Here is a 21,738-nt window from a genome sequence, read left to right as displayed (position 1 = left end):
CATCGGCCGGGCCCGGGCCCGACCGCCTCAGCTCGCCTGCTGCTCGCGCTCCTCTCGCACGCGCTGCCCGACCACGGCCGAGACGCCGTCCTGGCGCATCGAGACGCCGTAGAGGGCGTCGGCGATCTCCATCGTGCGCTTCTGGTGGGTGATCACGATGAGCTGGCTCGAGTCGCGCAGATCCTCGAAGGTCGTCAGCAGGCGCCCGAGGTTCGCGTCGTCGAGCGCGGCCTCGACCTCGTCCATGATGTAGAACGGGCTGGGGCGGGCCTTGAAGATCGCCATGAGCAGCGCGACGGCCGCGAGCGAGCGCTCGCCGCCGGAGAGCAGCGAGAGCCGCTCGATCTTCTTGCCGGCGGGCTTGACGCTGACCTCGATGCCGGTCGTGAGCATGTCGTCGGGGTTCGTGAGCGAGATGCTGCCCGCGCCGCCCGGGAAGAGCACGGGGAAGACCTCGGCGAACGCGGCCTTCGTGTCGTCGAAGGCGCTGCGGAAGATCGACTCCATCTTGCCGTCGATCTCCTCGATGATCGTCAGCAGGTCCTTGCGCGTGTTCGCGAGGTCCGTCAGCTGCTCGCTCAAGAACTGGTGGCGCTGCTCGAGCGCGGCGAACTCCTCGAGCGCGAGCGGGTTGACCCGACCCAGCTGGGCGTACTTGCGCTCGGCGGCGGCGAGCCGTCGCTGCTGCTCCTCACGACGGAACGGCACGGCCTCGCCGTCCTCCGTCTCGGCCGGCACCGGCTGCTCGGGACCGTACTCGTCGATGAGCACGGTCTCGTCGAGCCCGAGCTCCGACTCGGCGCGCTCGACGAGCCCCGTCACGTGCAGCTTCTTCTCGTAGATGCGCAGCTCGAGGCCGTGCACGTCCTCGGTGACCGCGTGCAGCCGCTCGCGCACGACCGACTCCTCACGCCGAACCGCCTGCAACTCCTCGTTGCGGCTCGCACGCTCGGCCTCGGCGCGGCCGAGGGCGACGCGAGCCTCGGCGACCGACGCGTCGACCGACGCGAGCGCGGGCGGCAGCACCTCGGCGACGCGCCGGGCGGCGTCGAGCTGCGCACGGCGGATGACGGCGCGCCGCGCCGCCTCGTCGGCGGCGCGCCGTTCCTGGTCGAACTGGGCCTCCATCGCCCGGATCCGCGCCTCCTCGGCGCGGACCCGCTCCTTCGCGGTCTCGAGCCTGAGCTTCGCCTCGACCTCGGCCTCGCGGGCGGCCTCGACCGACGCGAGCGCCCCGTCGCGCGCTGCGACGTCGAGCACGGGACGCGGCACGGCGCGTGCCGCCTCGAGGGCGGCCTTCGCCTCGTCGGCGGCGCGTTCGGCGTCCGCGACCCGTTCTTCGGCATTCGCCGACGCCTGCTGCAGTCGCTCGGACTCGGCCTCGGCGGCCTCGGCCTGAACGCGCGCGCGGTTGAGGCGCTCGGTGCGCTGGGCGAGCTGCGCGTCGAACTCGCGCAGCGCCGCGAGAGCGCGCTTCGACTGCTCCTTGGACTGCTCGACGAGCCGGCGCTGCTCGGCGAGTTCGGTGCGGCTGCGCTCGATCTCGCCGCGCACCTCCTCGAGGCGGGCGGCGGCGCGGTCGCGCTCGGCGATGAGTTCGATGCGGCTCTGCTTGCGCCCGGAGCCGCCGCGCACGACGTATCGGCCGATGACGGTGCCCTCGCGCGTGATCACGGTCGCGGGCCGGTCGAGCCCCCCGAGCGCGGGTTCGGCGGCGCGAGCCGAGTCGCGGTCGTCGGCGATGAACACCTCGGCGAGGAGGCCGCGCACGCCGGCGGGCGCGGTGACGACCGACGCGGCCGGCGTGAGCCCGGCGAGGGCCGGCGTCGCCGCGGCCTCGACCCCGGGCTCGGCGACGGCGAGCGCCACCCGGCCGAGTTCGCCCGCCTCGGCGCGGTCGAGCGCCCGGTACGCGGCATCACGGTCGTCGACGAGCACGGCGTCGGCGAGCGACCCGAGCGCGGCGGCGATCGCGGCCTCGAAGCCGGGCTCGACCTGCATCGACTCGGCGAGGAGTCCGCGCACGCCGTCGACGCCCGCGGCGACGAGCGCGGCCGAGCCGTCCTTCTGGTCGAGGGCGAGCGAGAGCGCCTGGGTGCGGGCGCTGAGCGCCCCCTGCTCGCGCTCGCGGCCGTGCAGCTCCTCGCGGATGCGCTCGATCTCGGCCTCCGCCTCGAAGACCGCGGCCTGGGCCAGCTCGTAGGCCTCGTCGAGGTCGGTCTCGGCCGACTCCTCGACACCTGCCGCGGCCTCGGCCTCGGCGAGCGCGGTGGCCGCCGCCGCACGTCGGCCGGCCGACGCCTCGAGCGCATTCGCGTGCCGCAGCACCTCGCCGCGCACGGCGGCGAGTTTCGAGGCGGCCGAGTCGGCCTGCCCCGACAGCTTCGAGAGTTCGAGGTCGTAGGCCGACACCTCGGCCGACTGCCGGGCGATCTCCTGGTCGACGGCGTCGAGCTCGGCGCGGGTGCGCATGGTCGTCTCGTGCGCCTCGTCGAGGGCGGATGCCGCGGCGCCGATGCCGTCGCGCAGGCCCTCGAGCTCGGCGACGGCGGCGTCGATCATCTCGCGGGTCACGCTCGGCGAGGCATCCGCCTCTTCCGAGGCGCCCTCGAGGAGCGCGATGCGCTGACGGGCGAGCGAATCGAGCGAGCGGAGCCTCGCCTGCGCCTGCTCGAGGGCGAAGCTCGTCGAACGGGCACGGTCGACGGAGTCGCCGCCCTGCGCCTGCTCGAGCGTCGTCACCTTCGCCTGATGCTGCTCGAGCCGTTCCTGCAGCACGAGTCGCTCGGCGTGCCGCTCGTGCTCGCTCTTGCCGTGCTCCTCGAGTGCGCGTCGCAGCCCGACGACCTCATCGGCGAGCAGGCGCGCCTTCGCGTCGCGCACGACCGCGGCGATCGTGGCCGCCTCGCGGGCGACCTCGGCCTGCCGGCCGAGCGGCTTCAGCTGTCGGCGGATCTCGCCCGCGAGATCGGAGAGGCGAGTGAGGTTCGTCTGCATCGCGTCGAGCTTGCGGAGGGTCTTCTCCTTGCGACGACGGTGCTTGAGGATGCCGGCGGCCTCCTCGATGAAGCCGCGGCGGTCCTCGGGAGTGGCGCGCAGCACCTGGTCGAGCTGTCCCTGGCCGACGATGACGTGCATCTCGCGACCGAGGCCCGAGTCGCTGAGGAGCTCCTGCACATCGAGCAACCGGCACTGGTCGCCGTTGATGGCGTACTCGCTCGTGCCGTTGCGGAACAGGGTGCGCGAGATCGTCACCTCGGTGTACTCGATCGGGAGCGCACCGTCGGTGTTGTCGATCGTGAGGCTCACTTCGGCGCGTCCGAGCGGTCCACGGGTCGAGGTGCCGGCGAAGATGACGTCCTCCATCTTGCCGCCGCGGAGGGTCTTCGCGCCCTGCTCGCCCATGACCCAGGCGAGCGCGTCGACGACGTTCGACTTTCCCGATCCGTTCGGGCCGACGATGCAGGTGACGCCGGGTTCGAAGGCGAAGGTCGTCGGCTGTGCGAAGGACTTGAAGCCCTTGAGCGTCAGACTCTTCAGGTACACGCTCCACCCTCTCCTCGCCGCACGAACGCTGCCGACTACGGTATCCGAGGTTCGGGGCCGATCCGCGCACGCGCGCCGCGCTTCGGTGATCGGCCCTTGCCGCCGCCGGGCGGGGTCGATAGTCTGGGCGGCTGCCCGGTCGGCGGCCCGATGCGTCGGAACCCGCACGAGAGGAGCAGCCGATGCCGGTCGAGATCCGCGAGGTGGCCCTCCCCGCGACGCTCGGCGCACCAGAGGCCATCGAGTTCGAACGCGTCGTCGAGTTCATGACCGCCATCGAGGTCGAACGCTGGGGCGACGACCGGTTCGCATTCACCGCCCCGGAGCTCCTCGCCATGTACCGCGACGAGTACCTGCCGCGACGGCTCTTCGCCGCGTGGGACGGCGAGCGTTGCGTGGGTCGCGTGGTGACGTTCTGGGAGGCCGACCCGGCCGCGACGGTGGGCAATCTCATCGTCGAGGTGCACCCGGCGTACCGACGGGCCGGCATCGGTTCGCGGCTGATCGAACGCGCGGAGGCCGTGATCCGCGGGCTTGGACGCCAGGCGTTCGCCGGCTTCGACGACTTCCCGATCGCCGTGACCCAGCGAGCCGGCGAGCGGTTGCGAGCCCCCCAGGGCGATGCCTCGATCCCGGCCGACCTGCCGAGCGTGCGGTTCGCGACCCGGCACGGGTACACGCTGCGACAGCTCGAGCGGCAGAGCGGACTCACGGTCGCGGGGCGTCTCGAGGAGTTCCGCGCCGCGTCCGAGGAGCGCGAGGCCGAGGCATCCGGCTATCGGCTCGTCGGCTGGGTCGACCGAACGCCCGACGAGCTCGTCGACAGCTATGCGGCGGCCCGCGCGCGCATGGCGCTGGACGTGCCTGCGGGCGGCCTGACGATCGACGAGGAGGAGTGGGACGCGGCCCGCGTTCGCGCCCACGAGGATCGCTCGCTCGACGGCGGGCGCTCCCTGCTCGTGCAGGCGGCGGTCGCCCCCGACGGCACCGTCGCCGGGTACACCGAGCTGCTGCTGCCGCCCGGGAAGACGGTCGCCTATCAATCGGACACGCTGGTCGTCGCGGCGCACCGCGGTCACGGGCTGGGCATGCGCGTGAAACTCGCGAACCTCGTGCTGCTCGGCGAGTTCGCCCCCGAACGCACCGATGTCTACACGTGGAACGCCGACGAGAACGAGCACATGCTCGCGATCAACATCGCGCTGGGCTTCGGACTCCGCGGGATCTCCGCCGAGTGGCAGCGCGGGTGAGCGGGAGGGAACTCCACCGCGTTCCCATGGTTCGCCGGAGCATCGTCGAGTCGTGCTCGCACGCATCCTCTACGAGGGCGCAGGGCCCGCCTGACCCGGTGCACCGCGCGCCGCGGATGATCCGGTCGATCAGTCGCCGGTTCGCGCACCGTACCGTGCCACGATGGTCAGCATCGCCTCGTGCACCACGCGACGCATCTCGGCGTCGCTCAGCGACCAGCCGCCGTGGATCAGTCGCGGCCAGAAGACGACGGTCGAGATCATGCCGAGGAACTGCGCGGAGGCGGTGTCCGGGTCGTCGACGACCGCGGTGCCCTCGGCGTGCGCGGTGACGAAGCAGCGCCGCACCGTCGCGAACAGCGGCAGCGTGCCGAAGTCGAAGACCCGTTCCCGGAGTTCGGGGAAGCGCGACGACTCGGCGATCACCGCGCGGATCAGGTCCGTCATCCCGGGCCGGTTCAGGAGCTCGACGTAGGCGAGGCCCAAGCCGGTCAGGCTTGCGCTGAAGTCGCCCGACGGCAGTTCTTCGACAGCGCCCTCCGTCGAGCCGGCCGCGGAGAGCACCATCGCCTCGAAGAGCTCGGCCTTGGTCGGGAACTGCTTGAACAGCGTCGCCTTGGAGACGCCGGCCCGCTCGGCGACGCGTGCCAGTGACGTTCGGTCGTAGCCGTGCTCGAGGAACAGCTCGTTGGCGGCGTCGAGAATCGTCGCCCGGTTGGTCGCGGCGACCCGACGGTGGTAGCTCGAAAGCTCGCGTGACATGCCGCCATCATAGAGGTGAGCCAGTTGACTCACCACTCGAGGAGAGCTAGCTTCGGAGGTGAGCCCACCGACTCACCTCTCACGAAGGAGCTGCACATGGCCAAGCTCATCTACTCGATGATCACCTCGCTCGACGGGTACGCCGAAGCCGCCGAGGGCGATCTCGGCAGAGGTGCGGAAGACGAGGAGGTGCACACCTTCATCGGCGACGCGTTCCGCGACATCGGCACCTTCCTCTACGGCCGGCGGATGTACGAGACCATGGTCTTCTGGGAGACCGTGCGCGACGAGCCCGAGGTGCCGCCGCACATCCTCCAGTACGCGAACGACTGGCGGGCCGCGGAGAAGGTCGTCTACTCGACGACACTGGAATCCGTTTCGAGCGCGAGGACCCGCATCGAGCGAAGCTTCGACCCGGAGGCGGTCCGGCGGCTCAAGGCCGAGTCCGACCACGACCTCTCGGTGGACGGCCCCCACCTCGCGGCCCAGGCGATCAGGGCCGGCCTGGTCGACGAATACCACCTCTTCATCACCACGAGCGTGGTCGGCGGGGGCACGCGGTTCTTCCCCGACGACGTGCGCCTCGACCTCGAGCTCGTCGAGCAGCGCTCCTTCCCGTCCGGATTGATCTCCGCTCGCTATCGAACGCGACGTTGACGTATCGAACGACGCTGGGCGCTGAAGCCGGGCTCAGCGCCGGCGCTGGCACTTCGGGCAGTAATGGCTGGAGCGATTCATGAAGGCCTCACGACGGATCGGCCCTCCGCACCGTGGGCACGGCTCTCCCCCACGTCCGTAGGCGTTGAGCGAGTGCGCGAAGTAGCCCGACGCGCCGTTGACGTTCACGTACTGCGCGTCGAAGCTCGTGCCGCCCTCGACGAGGGCGCGCCCGAGCACGTCGCGCACGGCGGCGAGCAGCTCGGTCGTGCGGCGCCGGCTGAGCGACGAGGCGAGCTGCTCGGGGTGCAGTCGCACCGCCCAGAGCGACTCGTCGGCGTAGATGTTGCCGATGCCGCTGACGACACCCTGGTCGAGGAGCACGCGTTTGATGCCGCTGGCGCGACGTGCGAGCCGTGCGGCGAACAGGTCGTCGGAGAACGCCGGGTCGAGCGGGTCGCGGGCGATGTGCGACACCTGGCTCGGGATCGAGCGCGCCCACTCCCCCGTGACCGACGCCGAGAACCCGGCGATCTCGCCGTCGTCGGTCGGCCCCATGCGGTCGACGGCGAGCGAGCCGAAGATGCGCTGGTCGACGAAGTCGATTCGGAGTTCGCCGTGCTCGGGGTGCTCGACGTTCAGTCGTACGCGGGCGTGCCGGTCGTCGCCCGGGTGATCGGGCGTGCGCAGCAGCATCTGCCCGCTCATGCCGAGGTGGCCGACGATCGCGCGGGCACCCGCCCCGTCGCTCGCGGCGGTCCCGTCGTCGAGCGGCAGCCAGAGGAACTTGCCGCGACGCACGGCCGCGCTCACCCGTGCACCCGCCAGCAGGCGCTCGAAGTCGCCGACGGCCGGATCGTGGCGCTTCAGCGAACGCCGGTCGAGCACCTCGACGGCGGTGATGACGGCGCCGGTCACCGCGGGCGCGAGCCCTGCGCGGACGACCTCGACCTCGGGAAGCTCGGGCACCCGGAGATTCTACGCGACACTCCGGGCGTTCGATCGTGGTCGAGGTGTCGCGACCTGTTCAGACTTTCGCCTTACGGTAGCCCGCGTTCACGGCCGCACTCTCCGTCGAGAAACAGACCTCGGGATTCGTCGCATCGTAGTAGCGCTGACCGGGCATGTGATAGATCATCGAACTCTCGTTGCCCTTGATCGGGGCCCACGACGGACACGTCCAGTCGGCGACGGGCGAGGTCGAGCCCGGCACGACAACGGCGACGGTAGAGCCCGACGTCCGCGTGAGTGGCGAGTACGCGTACCGGCTTCCAGTCACAATGACGGTGATCCGCTTTCCGCTCAGCGAGCCGGAGTTCAGAAAGAGGGATGATTTCGTCGCACCCGAGATTGCCACGCCGTTCGCGCGCCACTGGTATTTCAGCGTTGTTCCACTCGGCCAGGTGCCGGCGACAGCATTCAAGGTGTAGCCGAGGCGAGCGGTTCCGGTGATCGTCGGTACCGGCCCCGACATCGATCCAGGACCGACGGCGGGCGTCACACCACTCGCCCTCGCGGTCGTCGTGTAGGCGAGGCGTGAGGCCGTGATGCGGACGGAGATCGACTTCCCGTAGTCACTCGTCGTGAGCTTGTATGTCGACGTCGTCGCCGTGGTGATCGCTACCCCCGCGCGGTACCACTGGTACCTGAGCGTCGAACTGCTCGGCGCGACCGTGGCGTTGGCAGTCAACGTGTACCCGACTCGCACCGTGCCCGACACGGTCGGGGTCGAGATCGCGATCGTGCCCGCGGCGATCGCCGCCGTTCCGCCCGATTTGCGGGCGACGGTCGCATATCCCGACTTCGACCCGGTGACCACGACTGAGAGCGACTTTCCGAGGTCGGCCGCCGCCGCGCGATACGTCGACGACGTGGCTCCGGTGATCGCCACGCCCGACCGATACCACTGGTATCGCAGCGTCACCGGGGCGGGCGACCACGTGCCGGGTACGGCACTGAGGAGCTGGCCGACCTTGCGCGTACCCGAGATCGTCGGCGTCGGGGCGGCTGTTAGCGCGCGCAGCACCGTCGCGGTCGCCGCCGACGTCCTCGTGAGCGAGGTGTACCCGGTCCGCGATGCGACGACGGTGACGGAGACCTTCGTGCCGGCATCGGCCGTCACGAGCCTGTACGTCGATGCCGTCGCCCCGGTGATCTTCGCCCCGTTGCGAAGCCACTGGTACCTGTACGAATTGCCCGCCGGCACGGTGATGCTCAGCGTCGAGCCGACGATCGGCGTCCCCGTGACGACGGGGGTGAAGGACGCGAGCGTGCCGGGTGCGACCTTCACCGTCGACGCCGAGTATGCGGTGCGATCCGAGTAGCCCGCAACCTTCGCGATGACGCCGACCGTGAGCTGCGTGCCGAGATCAGCCGGGACGACCGGATAGGTGCTCGACGTCGCACCGGAGATCGATACACCGTTCCGCAGCCACTGGTACGAGTAGACGGGGCCGGCCGGAACGGATGCGGAGAGCGTCTTGCCCACCACGACTGTGCCCGACACGAGAGGGGTGAATGCGAGCTGCGTGCCGAGGGCGACCGGCGCGGTCGCATCGCTCATGACCGTGCGCGGAACGTATCCTGCGACCACCTGGGTCACCGTGACCGTGATCGAGGCGCCGAGGTCGGACGGCGCGAGGACGTACGACGTGCCGACCGCGTCCGTGATCGGCGCGTCGTTCCGCAGCCACTGCACGGAGATGTCACCGACCGACGGCACTGCGACCGACAGCGTCGCACCCACCGCCGCGGCACCGCTGATCGCAGGTGCGTAGGCAGGCAGATCGCCTTCGGCGACGGGAGCGGTCGCCGCGCTCGTCGCGCTCCGTGTCGCGTATCCCGCGACCGATTGCGTGATCGTCACCGAGATGATCGCACCGAGGTCGTCCACGGTCGGCACGTACGTCGCCTCGACGGCACCGTCGATCGGCGCACCGTCGCGATTCCACGTCACCGCGACGCCGGCGCTGGCGGGAAGCACCGTCATCAGCGTCGAGCCGACCTTCGCGTCGCCGGTGATCTCGGCGGAGAATTCTGGCAGTGTGCCCGCCACGATCGGCCCGGTCGCCGTCGACACGACGGTCACCGGGTCGAAACCGGGCCGCGTTGCGCGCACCGCCACTGAGATCGCGGCGCCCAGCTGGTCAGCCGTCACGGCGAACGCAGGTCCGGTGGCGGCGTCGATCGGGGCGCCGTCGGCGCTCCACTGGAATTCAAAGGCCAGTCCATCGAGGCTCCACGTGCCGGGCCCCGCCGTCAGCTCCGCCCCGACAACCGGCAGGCCCGCTACCGTCGGCGCCGAGAGGTTCTGGATCGCCGCGGCGATCAGCTGGATGTCGACGTTCGTCGCCGAGCCGCCGTCGGCGATGATGACGAGCCCCTCTTCGACCGTGACCGGCCTCGTGAGCCCGGAGCGGTACCAGGTCGTCTCGAACGAGACGTCCTCGCACCCGTCCGCGGCCACGGCGTACGCGCCGGGCGCCAGCTCGGCCACCGTGTAGGAACCGTCGGCCGCGGTCGTCGTCGGCTCGCCCACGGCGGTCCAGATGCCGTCGCCGTCCTCGTCGGCGGACACGGTGACGCACGCGCCTTCGAAGGCTTCAGCGAGTACACCCCTGACCGTGCCGGTGATCGTGCCTGCAGCGACTCCGTCATGCTCGGCGGCGAACACGGGAGCCGCGCTCAGTAGGCCGCCGACCAGGGCGATGACCGCAGACGCAGCGGCAGCGTTGAGGATGCGAGGCACGAAGACTCCGTTCGGGATCGGCAGGGCTCGCATCAGACTACTGAGCGATCCGGTTCCGTTCGGCCGGGAGAGTGACCCCATTCCGGGGGGCTTCGAATCCGGGGGGCTTCGAACGACGCCTCAGTTCGCGCCGTTGAGCAGGGTCCACGCCTCGAGCGCCGCGGCCATCTCGGCCTGCTTCTTGCTCGATCCCTCGCCCGACGCCTGCACGAGCTCGCCGACCGTCACGGTCGCGACGAAGTGCTTGTTGTGGTCGGGGCCGGATTCGGCCACGGAGTACGCGGGTGCAGGGGCGCTGCGCCGCGCCGCGATCTCCTGCAGGCTCGTCTTCGGGTCCATCGCCGCGCCGAATCGCTCGGGGTCCTGCATGAGCGGCGTGATGAGGCGCAGCACGAGACCGGTCGCGACGTCGCCGCCGGCGTCGAGGTAGACGGCGCCGATGATCGCCTCGACCGTGTCGGCGAGGATCGACGGCTTGTCGGCTCCCCCGGTGAGGGTCTCGCCGCGGCCGAGCCGGATGTACCGACCGACGCCGATCGCACGACCGACCTCGGCCAGTGCGACACTCGACACCAGGCTGGCGCGGCGCTTCGCGAGCTCGCCCTCGTCGAGGTCGGGATGGTCGCGGAAGAGCTTCACCGTGACGGCCTGCCCGAGGATCGAGTCGCCGAGGAACTCGAGGCGCTCGTTCGTCGGGATGCCGCCGTTCTCGTACGCGAACGACCGGTGCGTGAGCGCGAGTTGGAGCAGGGCGGGATCGATCTCGATCTGCAGCGTCTGCTGCAGTTCGTCGAGCGTGCGATTCTCGCTACCCGTGCGCTCCGTTCGCGTCACGACCGGTCGTCGGTGCGTCTCGGGCCGACTAGACGTCGGCGACCTTGCGGCCCTTGTACTCGAGGAAGAGCGGGGTGCCCGCCGAGTCCTCGACGACCTTCGCGCGGTGCGGAAGGCTGTAGGTGACCTTGCCGTTCTCGACGGTCTTGACGAGCGTGGGGACCTCGGCCTTCCACTGCGAACGGCGCGCGTGGGTGTTGGCGCGTGACTGCTTCCGCTTGGGAACCGCCATGACTATCTCTCTTCTCTCTGCTGATCGGCGCCGGATGACGCATCCGGACCGTTGTCTTCGGAAGCCTGGAACCCCGCGAGCGCGGCCCAGCGAGGATCGCTGTGCTCAGGGGTGACGAGTTCCGGATGATCGGCCAGTCGGAGCCCTGTCTCTGGGTCGAGACCCGGGCAATCCGGTCGGCACACCGGCTGGAACGGCAGTGCCAGCACCACCGCATCTCGGATGAGTGGTTCAAGATCCACGTGGTCGTCTTGAACCTCATACTCGATTGCTTCCCCGCCATGATACCCGAAGAGTTCTTGGAACTCGACTCGGACGGGCAGCGCGATGTCGGTCAGGCAGCGACCGCACTCGCCCTCGGCGGTCGCGTCGACCTCGGCGGTGACGAGGATGCCCTCGTGCACCGACTCCAGCCGGACGTCGAGCTCGACCTCCGAACCGGCGGCGACGGCGACGAGCCCCTCGCCGAACTGCTCGGGCGCGGGCACGGTGATGAACGCTTCGCGCATCTCGCCGGGACGGTTGACGAGGTCGCGCACGTTCACGCTGAAAGGGGACTGCTTGATGGCCACGATCGACGATTCTACGCGCCGGTGGCAGTGCGTTCGCCGAACGCCGGGCGGACCCGGTCGACGAGCGAACGCGGCACGAGCACCGCGCGGTAACGTCCCGCGAGCGGTTCGCCGACCGCGAGCGCGGCACGCGCCGTCGACAGCGCCCCTGCCAGACGTGCGACGGATGCCTCGTCGGCGTGCCGCCCGGGACCGTATCGCTCGAGTTCGACGGCGTCGCGCAGCACGAGGAGCGCCGCGGCCGCCGCGGGCTCACGGAAGCCCTCGCGCTCGGCGAGCGCCACTGCGGCGCCGCGCGGGGTGGCGGTCGCATCGAGTCGCACCCCCAGGTCGCGTGCGCTCGCGACGAGCTCGTCCCACGCGGCATCCGCGGGTCGTTCGCCGCGCCGGATCCGGCGCAACCGGCCTGAGCGCTGAGCGGCGCGCAGCACGGCCGGCGCGATGAGGACCACGACCGCGAGGAGCACGACGATGCCGCCGCGCCACCACCACCCGTCGACGCCGACCGAACCGCCGGCCGACGCACCGAGGCCGCGGTCGGGATCGAGCTCGGGTCGCCCGCTCGGCGCGCCGCTCGACGCACCCGGCGTCGGGGTGGGGGTCTCCGCCGCTTCGCCGGCACCGGGGCGCGAGTAGTCCGGCACGCTGCCCCGGCCGGGCGTGGGTTCGAACGGCACCCAGCCGACGCCCTCGAAGTACAGCTCGGGCCAGGCGTGCAGGTCGTGCGAGTCGACCTCGATGCGCTGCACACCGCCCACCCGCTCCTGGGCCGCGGTGCCCTGCGTGTAGCCGACCGAGATGCGCGACGGGATCCCCGCCTCGCGGGCGAGCACCGCCATCGTCGAGGCGAAGTGCACGCAGTACCCCGACTTGTTCTCCAGGAACTTCGCGATCACCTCGAATCCGCCGCCGTCGTAGCCCTCTTCGACCGGCGCCTCGGTCGAGTACTCGAACCGGTCGGAGCGCAGGTACGACTGGATCGCGACCGCGGCGTCGTACGGGGTCGCCTCGGCGGCCGTCACCGTGTCGGCGGTCTCGGAGATGATCGACGGCACGTCGTCGGGCAGTGCGAGGTACGGGGCGAGGTCGTCGCCCCCGGTGGGGCGGGCCGAGCGCAGCTGCGCGGGCGTGGGCTGCCGGTCGAGCCAGGTCGCCCGGTAGCGCTGACCGCCGGTGTCCGTGTCGACGCTGCGCACGGTGAGCGCGCCCGGATCCCAGAACCAGGAGCCGCTCAGCCCCTCGACGCTGCGCGTCGGGTACGGCAGCGGGAGCCAGGTGGTGCGCACCTCGTCGACGACGATGTCGATCGGGTGCTCCTTCGCCTCCACCTCGCCGTCGAGGCCATCGGGCAACGGCAGCGCGTCCACCGTGTTGTCGGCATCGACGGGCGACTCGGTGACGCCCCACGCGGCGCCCTCGAACCGGTCGAGCGTGAGCAGGGTGAAGTAGGGGCGGTCGTTGTCGCGGGCGAAGTAGTGGAAGGCGGGTCGCGGCTCGGGCCTGCGCAGGTCGCGCCCGAGATCGATGAACGGGGTCACCCCGCGACCGAAGATCGCGCCCTGGGATCCGGTGCCGAGCAGCAGGCTCGTCGAGATGCTCGGCGTGGAGGCGGCGAGGACGGTCGCGACGAGGATGCCGACGGTCGTCAGGCCGAGCGTCGTGGCGAGGCCCGAGGCGGCGGGCACGCGCGCGGGCGGCACCACCGTCGCGGCTCGCTCGTCGTCGTCGCCGCCCGCGAGGTTCGCGCGCCGACGGACCCGCACGTCGACGCGGAGCAGCAGCAGGTAGGCCGCCGCCGAGAAGACGAGTGCCCACACCTCGGCGCCGGACTCGATGATGAAGCCGGGGATGAGGATGGGCACCAGTGCGGGCGCCGCGGCGAGCGCCGGCATGCGCACGGTCTGCACGAGCACGTCGACGCAGATGGCGAGCACCCCGACGCCGAGCGCGAGGACGAACGACAGGGCGGGCACGGCGATCGCCGGCACCGCCTGCTGCTGGATCGTGCGCTGCGCGCCGTCGAAGAGGTCGCCGAACAGCGGGAAGGTGTCGGCGGTCGGCACGATGAGCGCGAAGCTCGTCCCCCCGCCGAAGACGAGGGTGAGCAGCAGCAGCAGGATCACGAGTTCGCCGAGCGGTACGAGCGAGCCGGGCACGCGGAGGGCGCGCAGCCCGGAACCGCCGAACATCGTGCCGGCCGCGATGAAGGCGCAGAGCCACCACCAGCCGCTGCCGGAGATGAGGGGGCCGAGCGCCATCGAGGCGACCGCGACGAGCAGGAACGATGCTGCCGTCAGCGCGAGGCGCTGCGCGCGGCTCAGCGGGCGGTCATCGGGATGCATCGCGCTCGCCCCCGTCTCCCGGCGCCCCGACGTCGGCACGCAGTGCGATGCCCGCCCACGCGTCGCCGATCGAGGCGGGCCGACGCACTCGGACGACGCGCCAGTCGGCCTCCTCGAGCGCCTCGACGACGCGATGCGACACCGTCTCCGCGACGAACGCGATCGCGGGCTCGATCGTCTGCCGGAGCCCCACGAGCCCCGCGGCGTCGCGCTCGTCGGGCTCGACGAGCACCGCGAACCCCGGCATCCTGGCCTCCCGGGCGCGCGCTTCGCCGCGGTCTCCCCCACCTCGCGGCGCACGGTCGGCTGCGTCGTCGCGATTCGCGACCTCGAGGCGCGCGAGGTCTTCGAGCAGCAGCCGGTCGCCGCCGGGCATGTGGTACGGGCCGCTCGAGTTCGCCGTCGCGATCGACCCGCGTGCCGGGTCGGCGACCGGATCGCAGCGCACTCGGAATCCCCGCTCGAGCAGGTGGACGCCGATCGAGGCCACGACCTCGACGCCGAGTTCGAAGCCGGCGTGCCCGTGCTCTGCGTTCCCGTGGGCGAACGCGCCGGTGCGCGGCCGGCCGGCGAGGGTGGTGTCGACCAGGATGCGGACCTCGGGATCCCCCCGCTGCTCCTCCTCGCGCACCATGAGCTCGCCGCGACGGGCGGTCGCCGCCCAGTTGACGCGGCGCATCGGATCGCCGTAGCGGTACTCCCGTGCGATGAGCTCGTCGGAGTTCGGGTGCGTGCGCCGCTGCAGGCCGTGCAGCACCCCGTCGACACTGGCGGCCGAACCGAGCGCCCGCTCGAGCGGCGTCACCCGGGGGGTGACGACGACCTCGTGGCGTGCTCCGGCGTCGCGATCGATGCGCGCGAGGGCGAACGGGTCGAAGACGCCGACGCGGAGCGGGCCGATGCCGTACACGCCACGCCGCGGGAGGCGGAGCCGGTACTCCAGGTGCACCGTGTCGTCGCCCGACGGCAGCACGCCCTCGTACGGACCGATCGCGGGCAGCACCGCCTCGGGCGGCGCATCGAGCCCCTCGGGAACGCGATCGCGCCAGTGGGCGCCGTCGAAGGTGCGCCGTGCACGGTTCCGCACCGTGATCGCCACGCTCGCGCCCGACCCGGCGCTGACCACGGGCGGGGTGAACGTGCGCGTGACGCCGAGCTTCGGCGCGCGCAGCGCCACGAAGAGGGCCGCTACGCCGGGCATGGCGATGCCGACGAACGCGAGCAGCATGATGTCGCGCAGGTCGAACCACAGCGAGACCGCGAGCAGCACGACGCCGACGAAGAGCAGCGCACCGCCACGCCGGGTCAGCCGCGGCCAGGCGGCGAAGCGAGGAGGGCGCAGGCGCTGCATCTCAGTTCCTTCGTGCGCTGCCGACCGGAACCGGCGTCTCCCCCACGATGCGTCGGACGATGGCGTCGATGAGCGGACCCGCGTCGCGGTCGTGCGCGCCGAGGGCGCGACTCGTCGGCACCAGCCGGTGCGCGAGCACCGGAACGGCGAGCGCGTCGATGTCGTCGGGCAGCACGAAGTCGCGGCCGTGCATCGCGGCATGCGCCTTCGCCGCCCGCACGAGCTGCAGCGTTGCGCGCGGGCTGGCACCCAGCCGGAGCTGACGATCGTCACGGGTCGCACGGGCGAGATCGACCGCGTACTCCTTGACCGGCTGCGACGTGAAGACGTGCTGCACCGCCTCGATCATCGATCGCAGCTCCTCGAGCGAGACGACGGCGGAGAGGTCGTCGAGCGGGCTCTTCGTCTCGCGCGTCGAGAGCATCGCGAGCTCGTCGGCCGATGCCGGGTAGCCCATCGAGATGCGGGCCATGAAGCGGTCGCGCTGGGCCTCGGGCAGCGGATACGTGCCCTCCATCTCGACCGGGTTCTGCGTGGCGACGACGGTGAACGGCGCATCGAGCCGATACGTCGTGCCGTCGGCCGTGACCTGGCGCTCCTCCATGCACTCGAGCAGCGCCGACTGCGTCTTCGGGCTCGCGCGGTTGATCTCGTCGCCGATGACGAGGTTCGCGAACACCGGCCCCCGCTTGAACTCGAACCGACGGCTCGACTGGTCGAACACCGAGACCCCGGTCACGTCGCTCGGCAGCAGGTCGGGAGTGAACTGGATGCGGCTGACGGTCGCGTCGACCGAGCGGGCGAGCGCCTTGGCGAGCATGGTCTTGCCGACGCCGGGCACGTCTTCGATGAGGAGGTGCCCTTCGGCCAGCAGCACGGTGAGCGACGCGGTCACGGCGTCGCGCTTGCCGGCGATCACGGTCTCGACGTTCGCGACGATCCCGGCGGCGAGTGCGCCCACCTCGTCGATGCCCATGATCGAGGAGCCGGCCCCGGGCCCGCCCGTCACCGCGACCGCCTCGCTCATGGCGTCATCGCCGTCTCGAGGTAGTCGGCGACGACCGTCGGCACGTAGGGCGCGACATCGCCCCCGAGCGCCGCCACCTGCCTGACGAGCGAGCTCGACACGTGCGCATTCGCCGGGTCGGGCAGCAGGAACACGGTCTCGACGCCGGCGAGGTGCCGGTTCACGATCGCCATCGGCGTCTCGTAGGCCACGTCGACCTGCGAGCGGATGCCCTTCACGAGCACGGTCGCGCCGACGTCGGTGCAGTAGTCGACGAGCAGCCCCATGCTCCACGAGGCGACGACGATGCGCCCCTTGATGCCCGCGTCGGCGATCGACTGCTCGATGAGCGAGACGCGCTGGGCGATGGGCAGCAGCGCCGACTTGTCGGGGTTGTGCACCACGACCACGTGCAGCTCGTCGTAGAGGCCCGCCGCCCGGGCGATCACGTCGAGGTGGCCGCGCGTGACGGGGTCGAACGATCCTGGGACGACGGCGATCCGCTGCATACGCAACAGCGTAGTGTCTCTGCGGAGCCCCGCGGCGTCGGGCCGAGAGTCTCAGCCCTTGCTCAGGTACCCGCTCGCCTCGTCGTCGAGCCGGCGCCGCACGGCGGCCGCGAGCGCCCGATGGTCGGCGAGCCCGGGGTCGGACCCGAGCAGCAGTTCGGCCTCGGCGCGGGCGTCGGCGATGACGTCGCCGTCGCGCACGACGCGGAGGAGCTTCAGCGACGAGCGACCGCCCGACTGCGTGGCGCCCAGCACGTCGCCCTCGCGTCGCAGCTCGAGGTCGACGCGGGCGAGTTCGAAGCCGTCGAGCGTCGCGGCGACCGCCTCGACGCGCTGCAGGGCGAGCGAGCCGGGCACCGCCTGCGTGACGAGCAGGCAGAGCCCCGGGACCGCCCCGCGGCCGACCCGGCCGCGGAGCTGGTGGAGCTGGGAGACGCCGAAGCGGTCGGCGTCGACGACGACCATGACACTCGCGTTCGGCACGTCGACGCCGACCTCGATGACGGTGGTCGAGACGAGCACGTCGAGCTCGCCCGCCGCGAACGCGCGCATCGTGCGGTCTTTCTCGTCGGCGCTCATCCGCCCGTGCAGCGGGGCGACCCGCAGGTCGGCGAAGCGCGGGTTCGCCTCGAGCTCCGCGAGGACCGAGGCGACGGATGCGACCGGTCCGGCGGTCTCGCCCTCGCCGTCCGCCTCGACGGGCTCGCCGTCGTCTTCGGCGACGCGAGCCTCGATGGCTGGGCACACGACGAATCCCTGGCGCCCGAGGGCGACCTCCTCGGCGAGCCGCTCCCATACCCGCGGCCGCCAGGCGGGACGGATCGCGAGCGGCACGACCTGCGATTCGATGCCGGCGCGGCCCGCGGGCAGCTCGGCGATCGTCGAGACGTCGAGGTCGCCGAACACCGTCATCGCCACCGTGCGCGGGATCGGCGTCGCGGTGAGCACGAGCACGTGCGGCGGTTCGGCGCCCTTGAGGCGCAGCGCCTCGCGCTGCTCGACGCCGAAGCGGTGCTGCTCGTCGACGACGACGAGCCCGAGGTCGGCGAACGACACCCGATCGCCGATGAGCGCGTGCGTGCCGACGACGAGTCGCGACTGGCCGGCGGCGGCCCGCAGCAGCGCCCGCTTGCGTTCGGCGGCCGGCAGCTGCCCGGTGATCAGGGTCGGGATCAGCTCCGCGGCGAGCTCGGGGCCCAGCATCTTCACGATCGAACGCAGATGCTGCGCGGCGAGCACCTCCGTCGGCGCGAGCAGTGCCGACTGCCCGCCCGAATCGGCGACGGCGAGCATCGCCCGCAACGCGACGAGCGTCTTGCCCGAGCCGACCTCGCCCTGCACGAGTCGGTTCATCGGCACGGGTTCGCCGAGGTCGCGCGCGATCTCGTCGCCGACCTGCACCTGGTCGCCCGTGAGCGCGAACGGCAGCGCAGCGTCGAATCGCTCGAGCAGTCCGCCGGCGGTCGGGCGCCGGGCCAGGGCCCGCGTCATGCGGAGCGCGGCACGCCGTTCGAGGAGCGCCGTCTGCAGCACGAAGGCCTCGGTGAACCGGAGCGTGCGCCGGGCGGCCTTCCACTCCGACTCGTGCTCGGGCCGGTGCACGCGTTCGAGCGCCTCGCGGTGCGCGAGGAGCCTCCGCCCCTCGCGCACCGACGACGGGAGGGGATCGTCGACGGCGCCCAGCCCGTCGAGCAGCACGCCGATCGCCTTGGCGAGCTGCCAGCTCGCGAGCGTCGAGGTCGCAGGATAGATCGGGATGGGCGACTCGGCCCAGCGCTTCGCGGCCGCGTCGCCGACGTCGACGGGTGCGAGGTCGTCGAAGAGCTCGTAGTCGGGATGCGCGAGCTGCCGGTTGCCCTTGTAGTCGCCCACCTTGCCCGCGAAGATGCCCCGCCGGCCCGGACGCAGGTCGTTCTCGCGCCAGCGCTGGTTGAAGAAGGTGAGCGTCAGCACCCCGGTGCCGTCGGAGATCTTCGCCTCGACGATCGAGCCGCGACGCTGGCGCATCTCGCGCACGCGCACCTCGAGCACCTCGGCGACGATCGTCACGTTCTCGTCGAGCGGGAGCGAGGCGAGCGCCGTGAGCTCACCGCGGAGCGCGTAGCGCCGCGGGTAGTGGGCGAGCATCTCGCCGACCGTCGTGTAGCCGAAGGCGCGCTCGACCGCCTGTGCCGTGCGACCGCCGAGGGCGCCCGACAGCTTCGAGTCGAGGGTGAGGCTGCCGGGCACGGCCGGAGCCCCACCCTCGGTCTCAGCAGGTCGCGCCGTCATGCCTCGATCGTAGGCTCCGCCTCCGTCAGCGCCGCGAGCTCGGCCTTGACGTAGGGATCGTCGGGCCGCTCCGCCGCGAGCGCGCGCTGCAGCTCGAGCGCCTCGTCGTGCCGGCCGAGGCTGCGCAGGCAGCGACCGACCGACCAGCGCGCGACATGGCGCTGCTCGGGGGTGCCGTACGCGTCGGCGGCCTCGACGGCCTGCTCGAAGTGCATGAGCGCACCGGTCAGCCGACCCGAGTCGTGCAGGGTCCAGCCGAGGTTGTTGTGCAGCGCGACGCCCCAGCGCAGCACCCGCGGGTCGCGCGAGCCGTCGAGCACGTCGAAGCCCTCCGTCGCCCACTCCTCCTCGTGACCGGCGTCGTTCAGGGCGAGCATGTGCAGCGCGTCGAGCACGAGGAACGGCGATCCGGCGACGGCGGCCTCGCGGACGCCGCGGGTCAGGTCGGGCACGGCGTCGGCAGGGCGATGATGGGATGCCGCGAGCCGGCCCCGCTCGATCGCCACCCTCGCTCGCAGCTCGGCCGCGTACGCCTCGGGTTCACCGGCCACGGGGCCGAGGGCGGCGACCTCGTCGAGCAGGGCGAGCGCCTCGTCGCCGCGGCCGAGAATGCCGAGCGCTCGGGCGAGCTGCGTGGTCATGACCGCGCGGGTGTGCGCCGGGCTCCCCTCGTCGGCCGCGGCCGCGCGGAAGCGCTCGGCACTCGCCTCGGGATCGGAGAAGTCCCAGAGGCGGTCGAGCAGCTGCTGCTCGCCCCCTCGATGCCGGGACGGTTCGGCGGGTACGCGGTCGGTCGAGCCGGTCTCTTCATCAATCGGGGCAGGCACACTCCCATCATGGCAGTGCCGGGCCGACATCGCCGTGCCGGAAGGTCATGCGTCGCCGGCCTCGTGGCACCGCCGCGCCGCCGCCGATAGGCTGCCGGAGTCATGACCCGAATCATCGCCGGATCCGCCGGTTCGCTCACGTTGCAGGTGCCCCGCTCGGGCACCCGCCCGACGAGCGACCGCGTGCGCGAGGCGATCTTCTCGGCGCTCGAATCGCGCGACGCGATCGACGGCGCGCGCGTGCTCGACCTGTACGCCGGATCCGGAGCCCTCGGGCTCGAGTCGGCGAGCCGCGGCGCGGGCGAGGTCGTGCTCGTCGAGCGCGCGTCGGCCGCGGCCGAGATCTGCCGGCGCAATGCCGACGCGGTGCGTCGCGCGGCCCGGGGCGCCGGCGCCCGCGTGCGGGTGGTGCAACGAGCCGTCGCCGCCTACCTCGAGGGCGCGGCGGCGGGATTCGATCTCGTCTTCATCGACCCCCCGTACGACCTCGGCGAACCCGCCTTGGCGAGAGACTTGGAACTGCTCGCGCCGTTGCTCGCAGAGGACGCGATCGTGGTGGTCGAGCGCAGCAGCCGCTCGCCCGAGCCGACCTGGCCCGCGGGCATCGAAGCCTCCCGCCGGCGCGATTACGGCGAGACGACCCTGTGGTGGGCCGACGCCGTTCAGCCCGCCGCGCCGTCCCAGCCCGAGTAGGGGTCCCAGCCGTCGGCGTCGACCGGGCCGCCGTCGAGCAGGATGGCACCGGGGGCGTCGACCACCCGACCGATCGCCTGGAACGGCGCCGGCAGTGCGGCGCCCGGCGGGAAGGTCGCGAGCAGGCCGTGGTCCTCCGCGCCCGCGAGCGCGAGGCGCACGTCGGGGCCGAGCGCCTTCCGCTCGAAGTCGAGACCCACCCCGCTCGCCTCGGCGAGCCGGCGGGCGTCCCGCGCGAGCCCGTCGGAGACGTCGAGCATCGCGGTCGCGCCGGCGATGGCCGCGTCGCGGCCCGCCCCGACGGGTGGGCTCGGAGCAAGCTGCGCCGCGATGAGCTCCCCGTGCCGGTCGCGCAGCGCGGCGGTGCGCCCGGGGTCGGGCCGGCCCGAGGCATCCACCCCCTCGGCGAAGAGCAGTGCGAGCCCGCGTGCCGCGGCACCGCGCGCGCCTGCGTGCGCGACGACGTCGCCGACCCGCGCGCCCGAGCGTGTGACGGGCGCGCGGCCCTCGAGGTCGCCGAACGCCGTCACGGAGATCGTGAGCACCTTCGAGGCCGACAGATCGCCGCCGACGACCCCGCAGCCCGGGGCGAGCGTCGCGAGGCCCTCCCGCAGTCCGTCGGCGATGCCTTCGAGCACGCTCACCGACAGGTCGTTCGGGGCGGCGATCGCGACGACGAGCGCCGTGGGCCGGGCGCCCATCGCGGCGATGTCGGTGAGGTTCGTCGCAGCGGCCTTCCAGCCGAGCTCGAAGGGCCTCGACCACGCGAGCCTGAAGTCGGGGCCGTGCACCATGAGGTCGCACGTGACGACGAACCGCCCATCGGCCGCGGCGACGACCGCCGCATCGTCGCCGGCGCCGAGGAGCGCCGAGTCGCCGGGGTCGAGCCGCGGAAGGATCCGCGCCAGCACGGCCTGTTCGCCGAGTTCGCCGATCGGGCGGTCGTCGTTGGTCGCGGAGGCGGTCGAGTCGGGCATCCGTCCAGCGTAACGAGCGCCGGACTCGCGAATGGTGTGTAATGGGTCCTTACGAACCCCGTCTCGCTGACGTACGGTGGGTTCGGTACGAGACCCGAATGCGGTGAGTCCACCCCGCTCACCGCCCCTGCAATGGAGCACGCGTGAGCCGTCGGAGCGAG

17 protein-coding genes are annotated in these 21,738 nt (G+C 72.1%); 3 read left to right on the top strand and 14 right to left on the bottom strand.

The features are described from left to right. Nucleotides 1-27: 27 nt before the first annotated feature. Nucleotides 28-3,546: a chromosome segregation protein SMC gene (gene smc / locus PX701_RS15535; protein WP_275506838.1), complete on the bottom strand. Its 3,519-nt coding sequence runs from the start codon at nucleotides 3,544-3,546 to the stop codon at nucleotides 28-30. A 182-nt stretch (nucleotides 3,547-3,728) separates the two neighbouring features. On the opposite strand from smc, the gene PX701_RS15530 reads away from it, so the two are divergent. After that, the gene (locus tag PX701_RS15530; RefSeq protein ID WP_275506837.1) at nucleotides 3,729-4,796 is read left to right on the top strand and encodes a GNAT family N-acetyltransferase; all 1,068 of its coding nucleotides are present in this window, start codon (nucleotides 3,729-3,731) and stop codon (nucleotides 4,794-4,796) included. A gap of 129 nt (nucleotides 4,797-4,925) precedes the next feature. Here PX701_RS15530 and PX701_RS15525 read toward each other — a convergent pair whose 3' ends face one another. Next, complete coding sequence (locus PX701_RS15525; protein ID WP_275506836.1) at nucleotides 4,926-5,558, bottom strand: TetR/AcrR family transcriptional regulator; 633 nt, start codon at nucleotides 5,556-5,558, stop codon at nucleotides 4,926-4,928. Nucleotides 5,559-5,654: 96 nt separating this feature from the next. Between PX701_RS15525 and PX701_RS15520 the strand changes: the two genes are divergently transcribed. Then, the gene (locus PX701_RS15520) at nucleotides 5,655-6,215 is read left to right on the top strand and encodes a dihydrofolate reductase family protein (protein WP_231430727.1); all 561 of its coding nucleotides are present in this window, start codon (nucleotides 5,655-5,657) and stop codon (nucleotides 6,213-6,215) included. A gap of 33 nt (nucleotides 6,216-6,248) precedes the next feature. On the opposite strand, the gene mutM is transcribed toward PX701_RS15520, so the two are convergent. From mutM to PX701_RS15465, 11 genes are all read right to left on the bottom strand, one after another. Then, complete coding sequence (gene mutM, locus PX701_RS15515) at nucleotides 6,249-7,184, bottom strand: bifunctional DNA-formamidopyrimidine glycosylase/DNA-(apurinic or apyrimidinic site) lyase (protein WP_275506835.1); 936 nt, start codon at nucleotides 7,182-7,184, stop codon at nucleotides 6,249-6,251. Between the two features lie 58 nt (nucleotides 7,185-7,242). Beyond that, a complete protein-coding gene (locus tag PX701_RS15510; RefSeq protein ID WP_275506834.1) occupies nucleotides 7,243-9,963 on the bottom strand; it encodes a sunset domain-containing protein in 2,721 nt (906 codons plus the stop codon). A 120-nt stretch (nucleotides 9,964-10,083) separates the two neighbouring features. Next, nucleotides 10,084-10,749 (bottom strand): ribonuclease III, encoded by a 666-nt coding sequence (gene rnc, locus PX701_RS15505; protein ID WP_231432313.1) that lies wholly within the window; start codon nucleotides 10,747-10,749, stop codon nucleotides 10,084-10,086. Nucleotides 10,750-10,825: 76 nt separating this feature from the next. Continuing rightward, on the bottom strand, nucleotides 10,826-11,029 hold the full coding sequence (rpmF, locus tag PX701_RS15500) for a 50S ribosomal protein L32 (RefSeq protein ID WP_106564619.1): 204 nt from the start codon (nucleotides 11,027-11,029) through the stop codon (nucleotides 10,826-10,828). A 2-nt stretch (nucleotides 11,030-11,031) separates the two neighbouring features. Then, nucleotides 11,032-11,601: a YceD family protein gene (locus PX701_RS15495; RefSeq protein WP_231430725.1), complete on the bottom strand. Its 570-nt coding sequence runs from the start codon at nucleotides 11,599-11,601 to the stop codon at nucleotides 11,032-11,034. 11 nt (nucleotides 11,602-11,612) lie between these two features. Continuing rightward, complete coding sequence (locus PX701_RS15490; RefSeq protein WP_275506833.1) at nucleotides 11,613-13,943, bottom strand: transglutaminase TgpA family protein; 2,331 nt, start codon at nucleotides 13,941-13,943, stop codon at nucleotides 11,613-11,615. After that, nucleotides 13,930-15,294: a DUF58 domain-containing protein gene (locus PX701_RS15485; protein WP_231430723.1), complete on the bottom strand. Its 1,365-nt coding sequence runs from the start codon at nucleotides 15,292-15,294 to the stop codon at nucleotides 13,930-13,932. The genes PX701_RS15490 and PX701_RS15485 overlap by 14 nt, the downstream gene beginning before the upstream one ends. Before the next feature lies 1 nt (nucleotide 15,295). Next, on the bottom strand, nucleotides 15,296-16,270 hold the full coding sequence (locus tag PX701_RS15480) for an AAA family ATPase (protein WP_231432311.1): 975 nt from the start codon (nucleotides 16,268-16,270) through the stop codon (nucleotides 15,296-15,298). A 47-nt stretch (nucleotides 16,271-16,317) separates the two neighbouring features. Then, nucleotides 16,318-16,809 carry a pantetheine-phosphate adenylyltransferase gene (gene coaD, locus PX701_RS15475; RefSeq protein WP_275506832.1) on the bottom strand — a complete coding sequence of 164 codons (492 nt, stop codon included), beginning with the start codon at nucleotides 16,807-16,809 and terminating at the stop codon, nucleotides 16,318-16,320. 51 nt (nucleotides 16,810-16,860) lie between these two features. After that, the gene (locus PX701_RS15470) at nucleotides 16,861-19,080 is read right to left on the bottom strand and encodes an ATP-dependent DNA helicase RecG (protein ID WP_275506831.1); all 2,220 of its coding nucleotides are present in this window, start codon (nucleotides 19,078-19,080) and stop codon (nucleotides 16,861-16,863) included. Next, entirely contained in the window at nucleotides 19,077-19,907 is an 831-nt protein-coding gene (locus PX701_RS15465; protein ID WP_231430720.1) for a tetratricopeptide repeat protein, read from the bottom strand. The genes PX701_RS15470 and PX701_RS15465 overlap by 4 nt, the downstream gene beginning before the upstream one ends. A gap of 102 nt (nucleotides 19,908-20,009) precedes the next feature. Here PX701_RS15465 and rsmD point away from each other — a divergent pair, with 102 nt between their 5' ends. Continuing rightward, nucleotides 20,010-20,600 (top strand): 16S rRNA (guanine(966)-N(2))-methyltransferase RsmD, encoded by a 591-nt coding sequence (rsmD, locus tag PX701_RS15460; protein WP_231430719.1) that lies wholly within the window; start codon nucleotides 20,010-20,012, stop codon nucleotides 20,598-20,600. Here rsmD and thiL read toward each other — a convergent pair. Next, entirely contained in the window at nucleotides 20,570-21,577 is a 1,008-nt protein-coding gene (gene thiL, locus PX701_RS15455) for a thiamine-phosphate kinase (RefSeq protein ID WP_231430718.1), read from the bottom strand. The genes rsmD and thiL overlap by 31 nt on opposite strands. Between the last annotated feature and the right edge of the window lie 161 nt (nucleotides 21,578-21,738).

The sequence above is a fragment of the Agromyces chromiiresistens genome, assembly GCF_029167465.1.
GTDB classification, from domain to species: Bacteria; Actinomycetota; Actinomycetes; order Actinomycetales; family Microbacteriaceae; genus Agromyces; species Agromyces chromiiresistens.
Note: the sequence above shows the minus strand (reverse complement) of the source record. Positions and strands in the feature narration are given on the sequence as shown.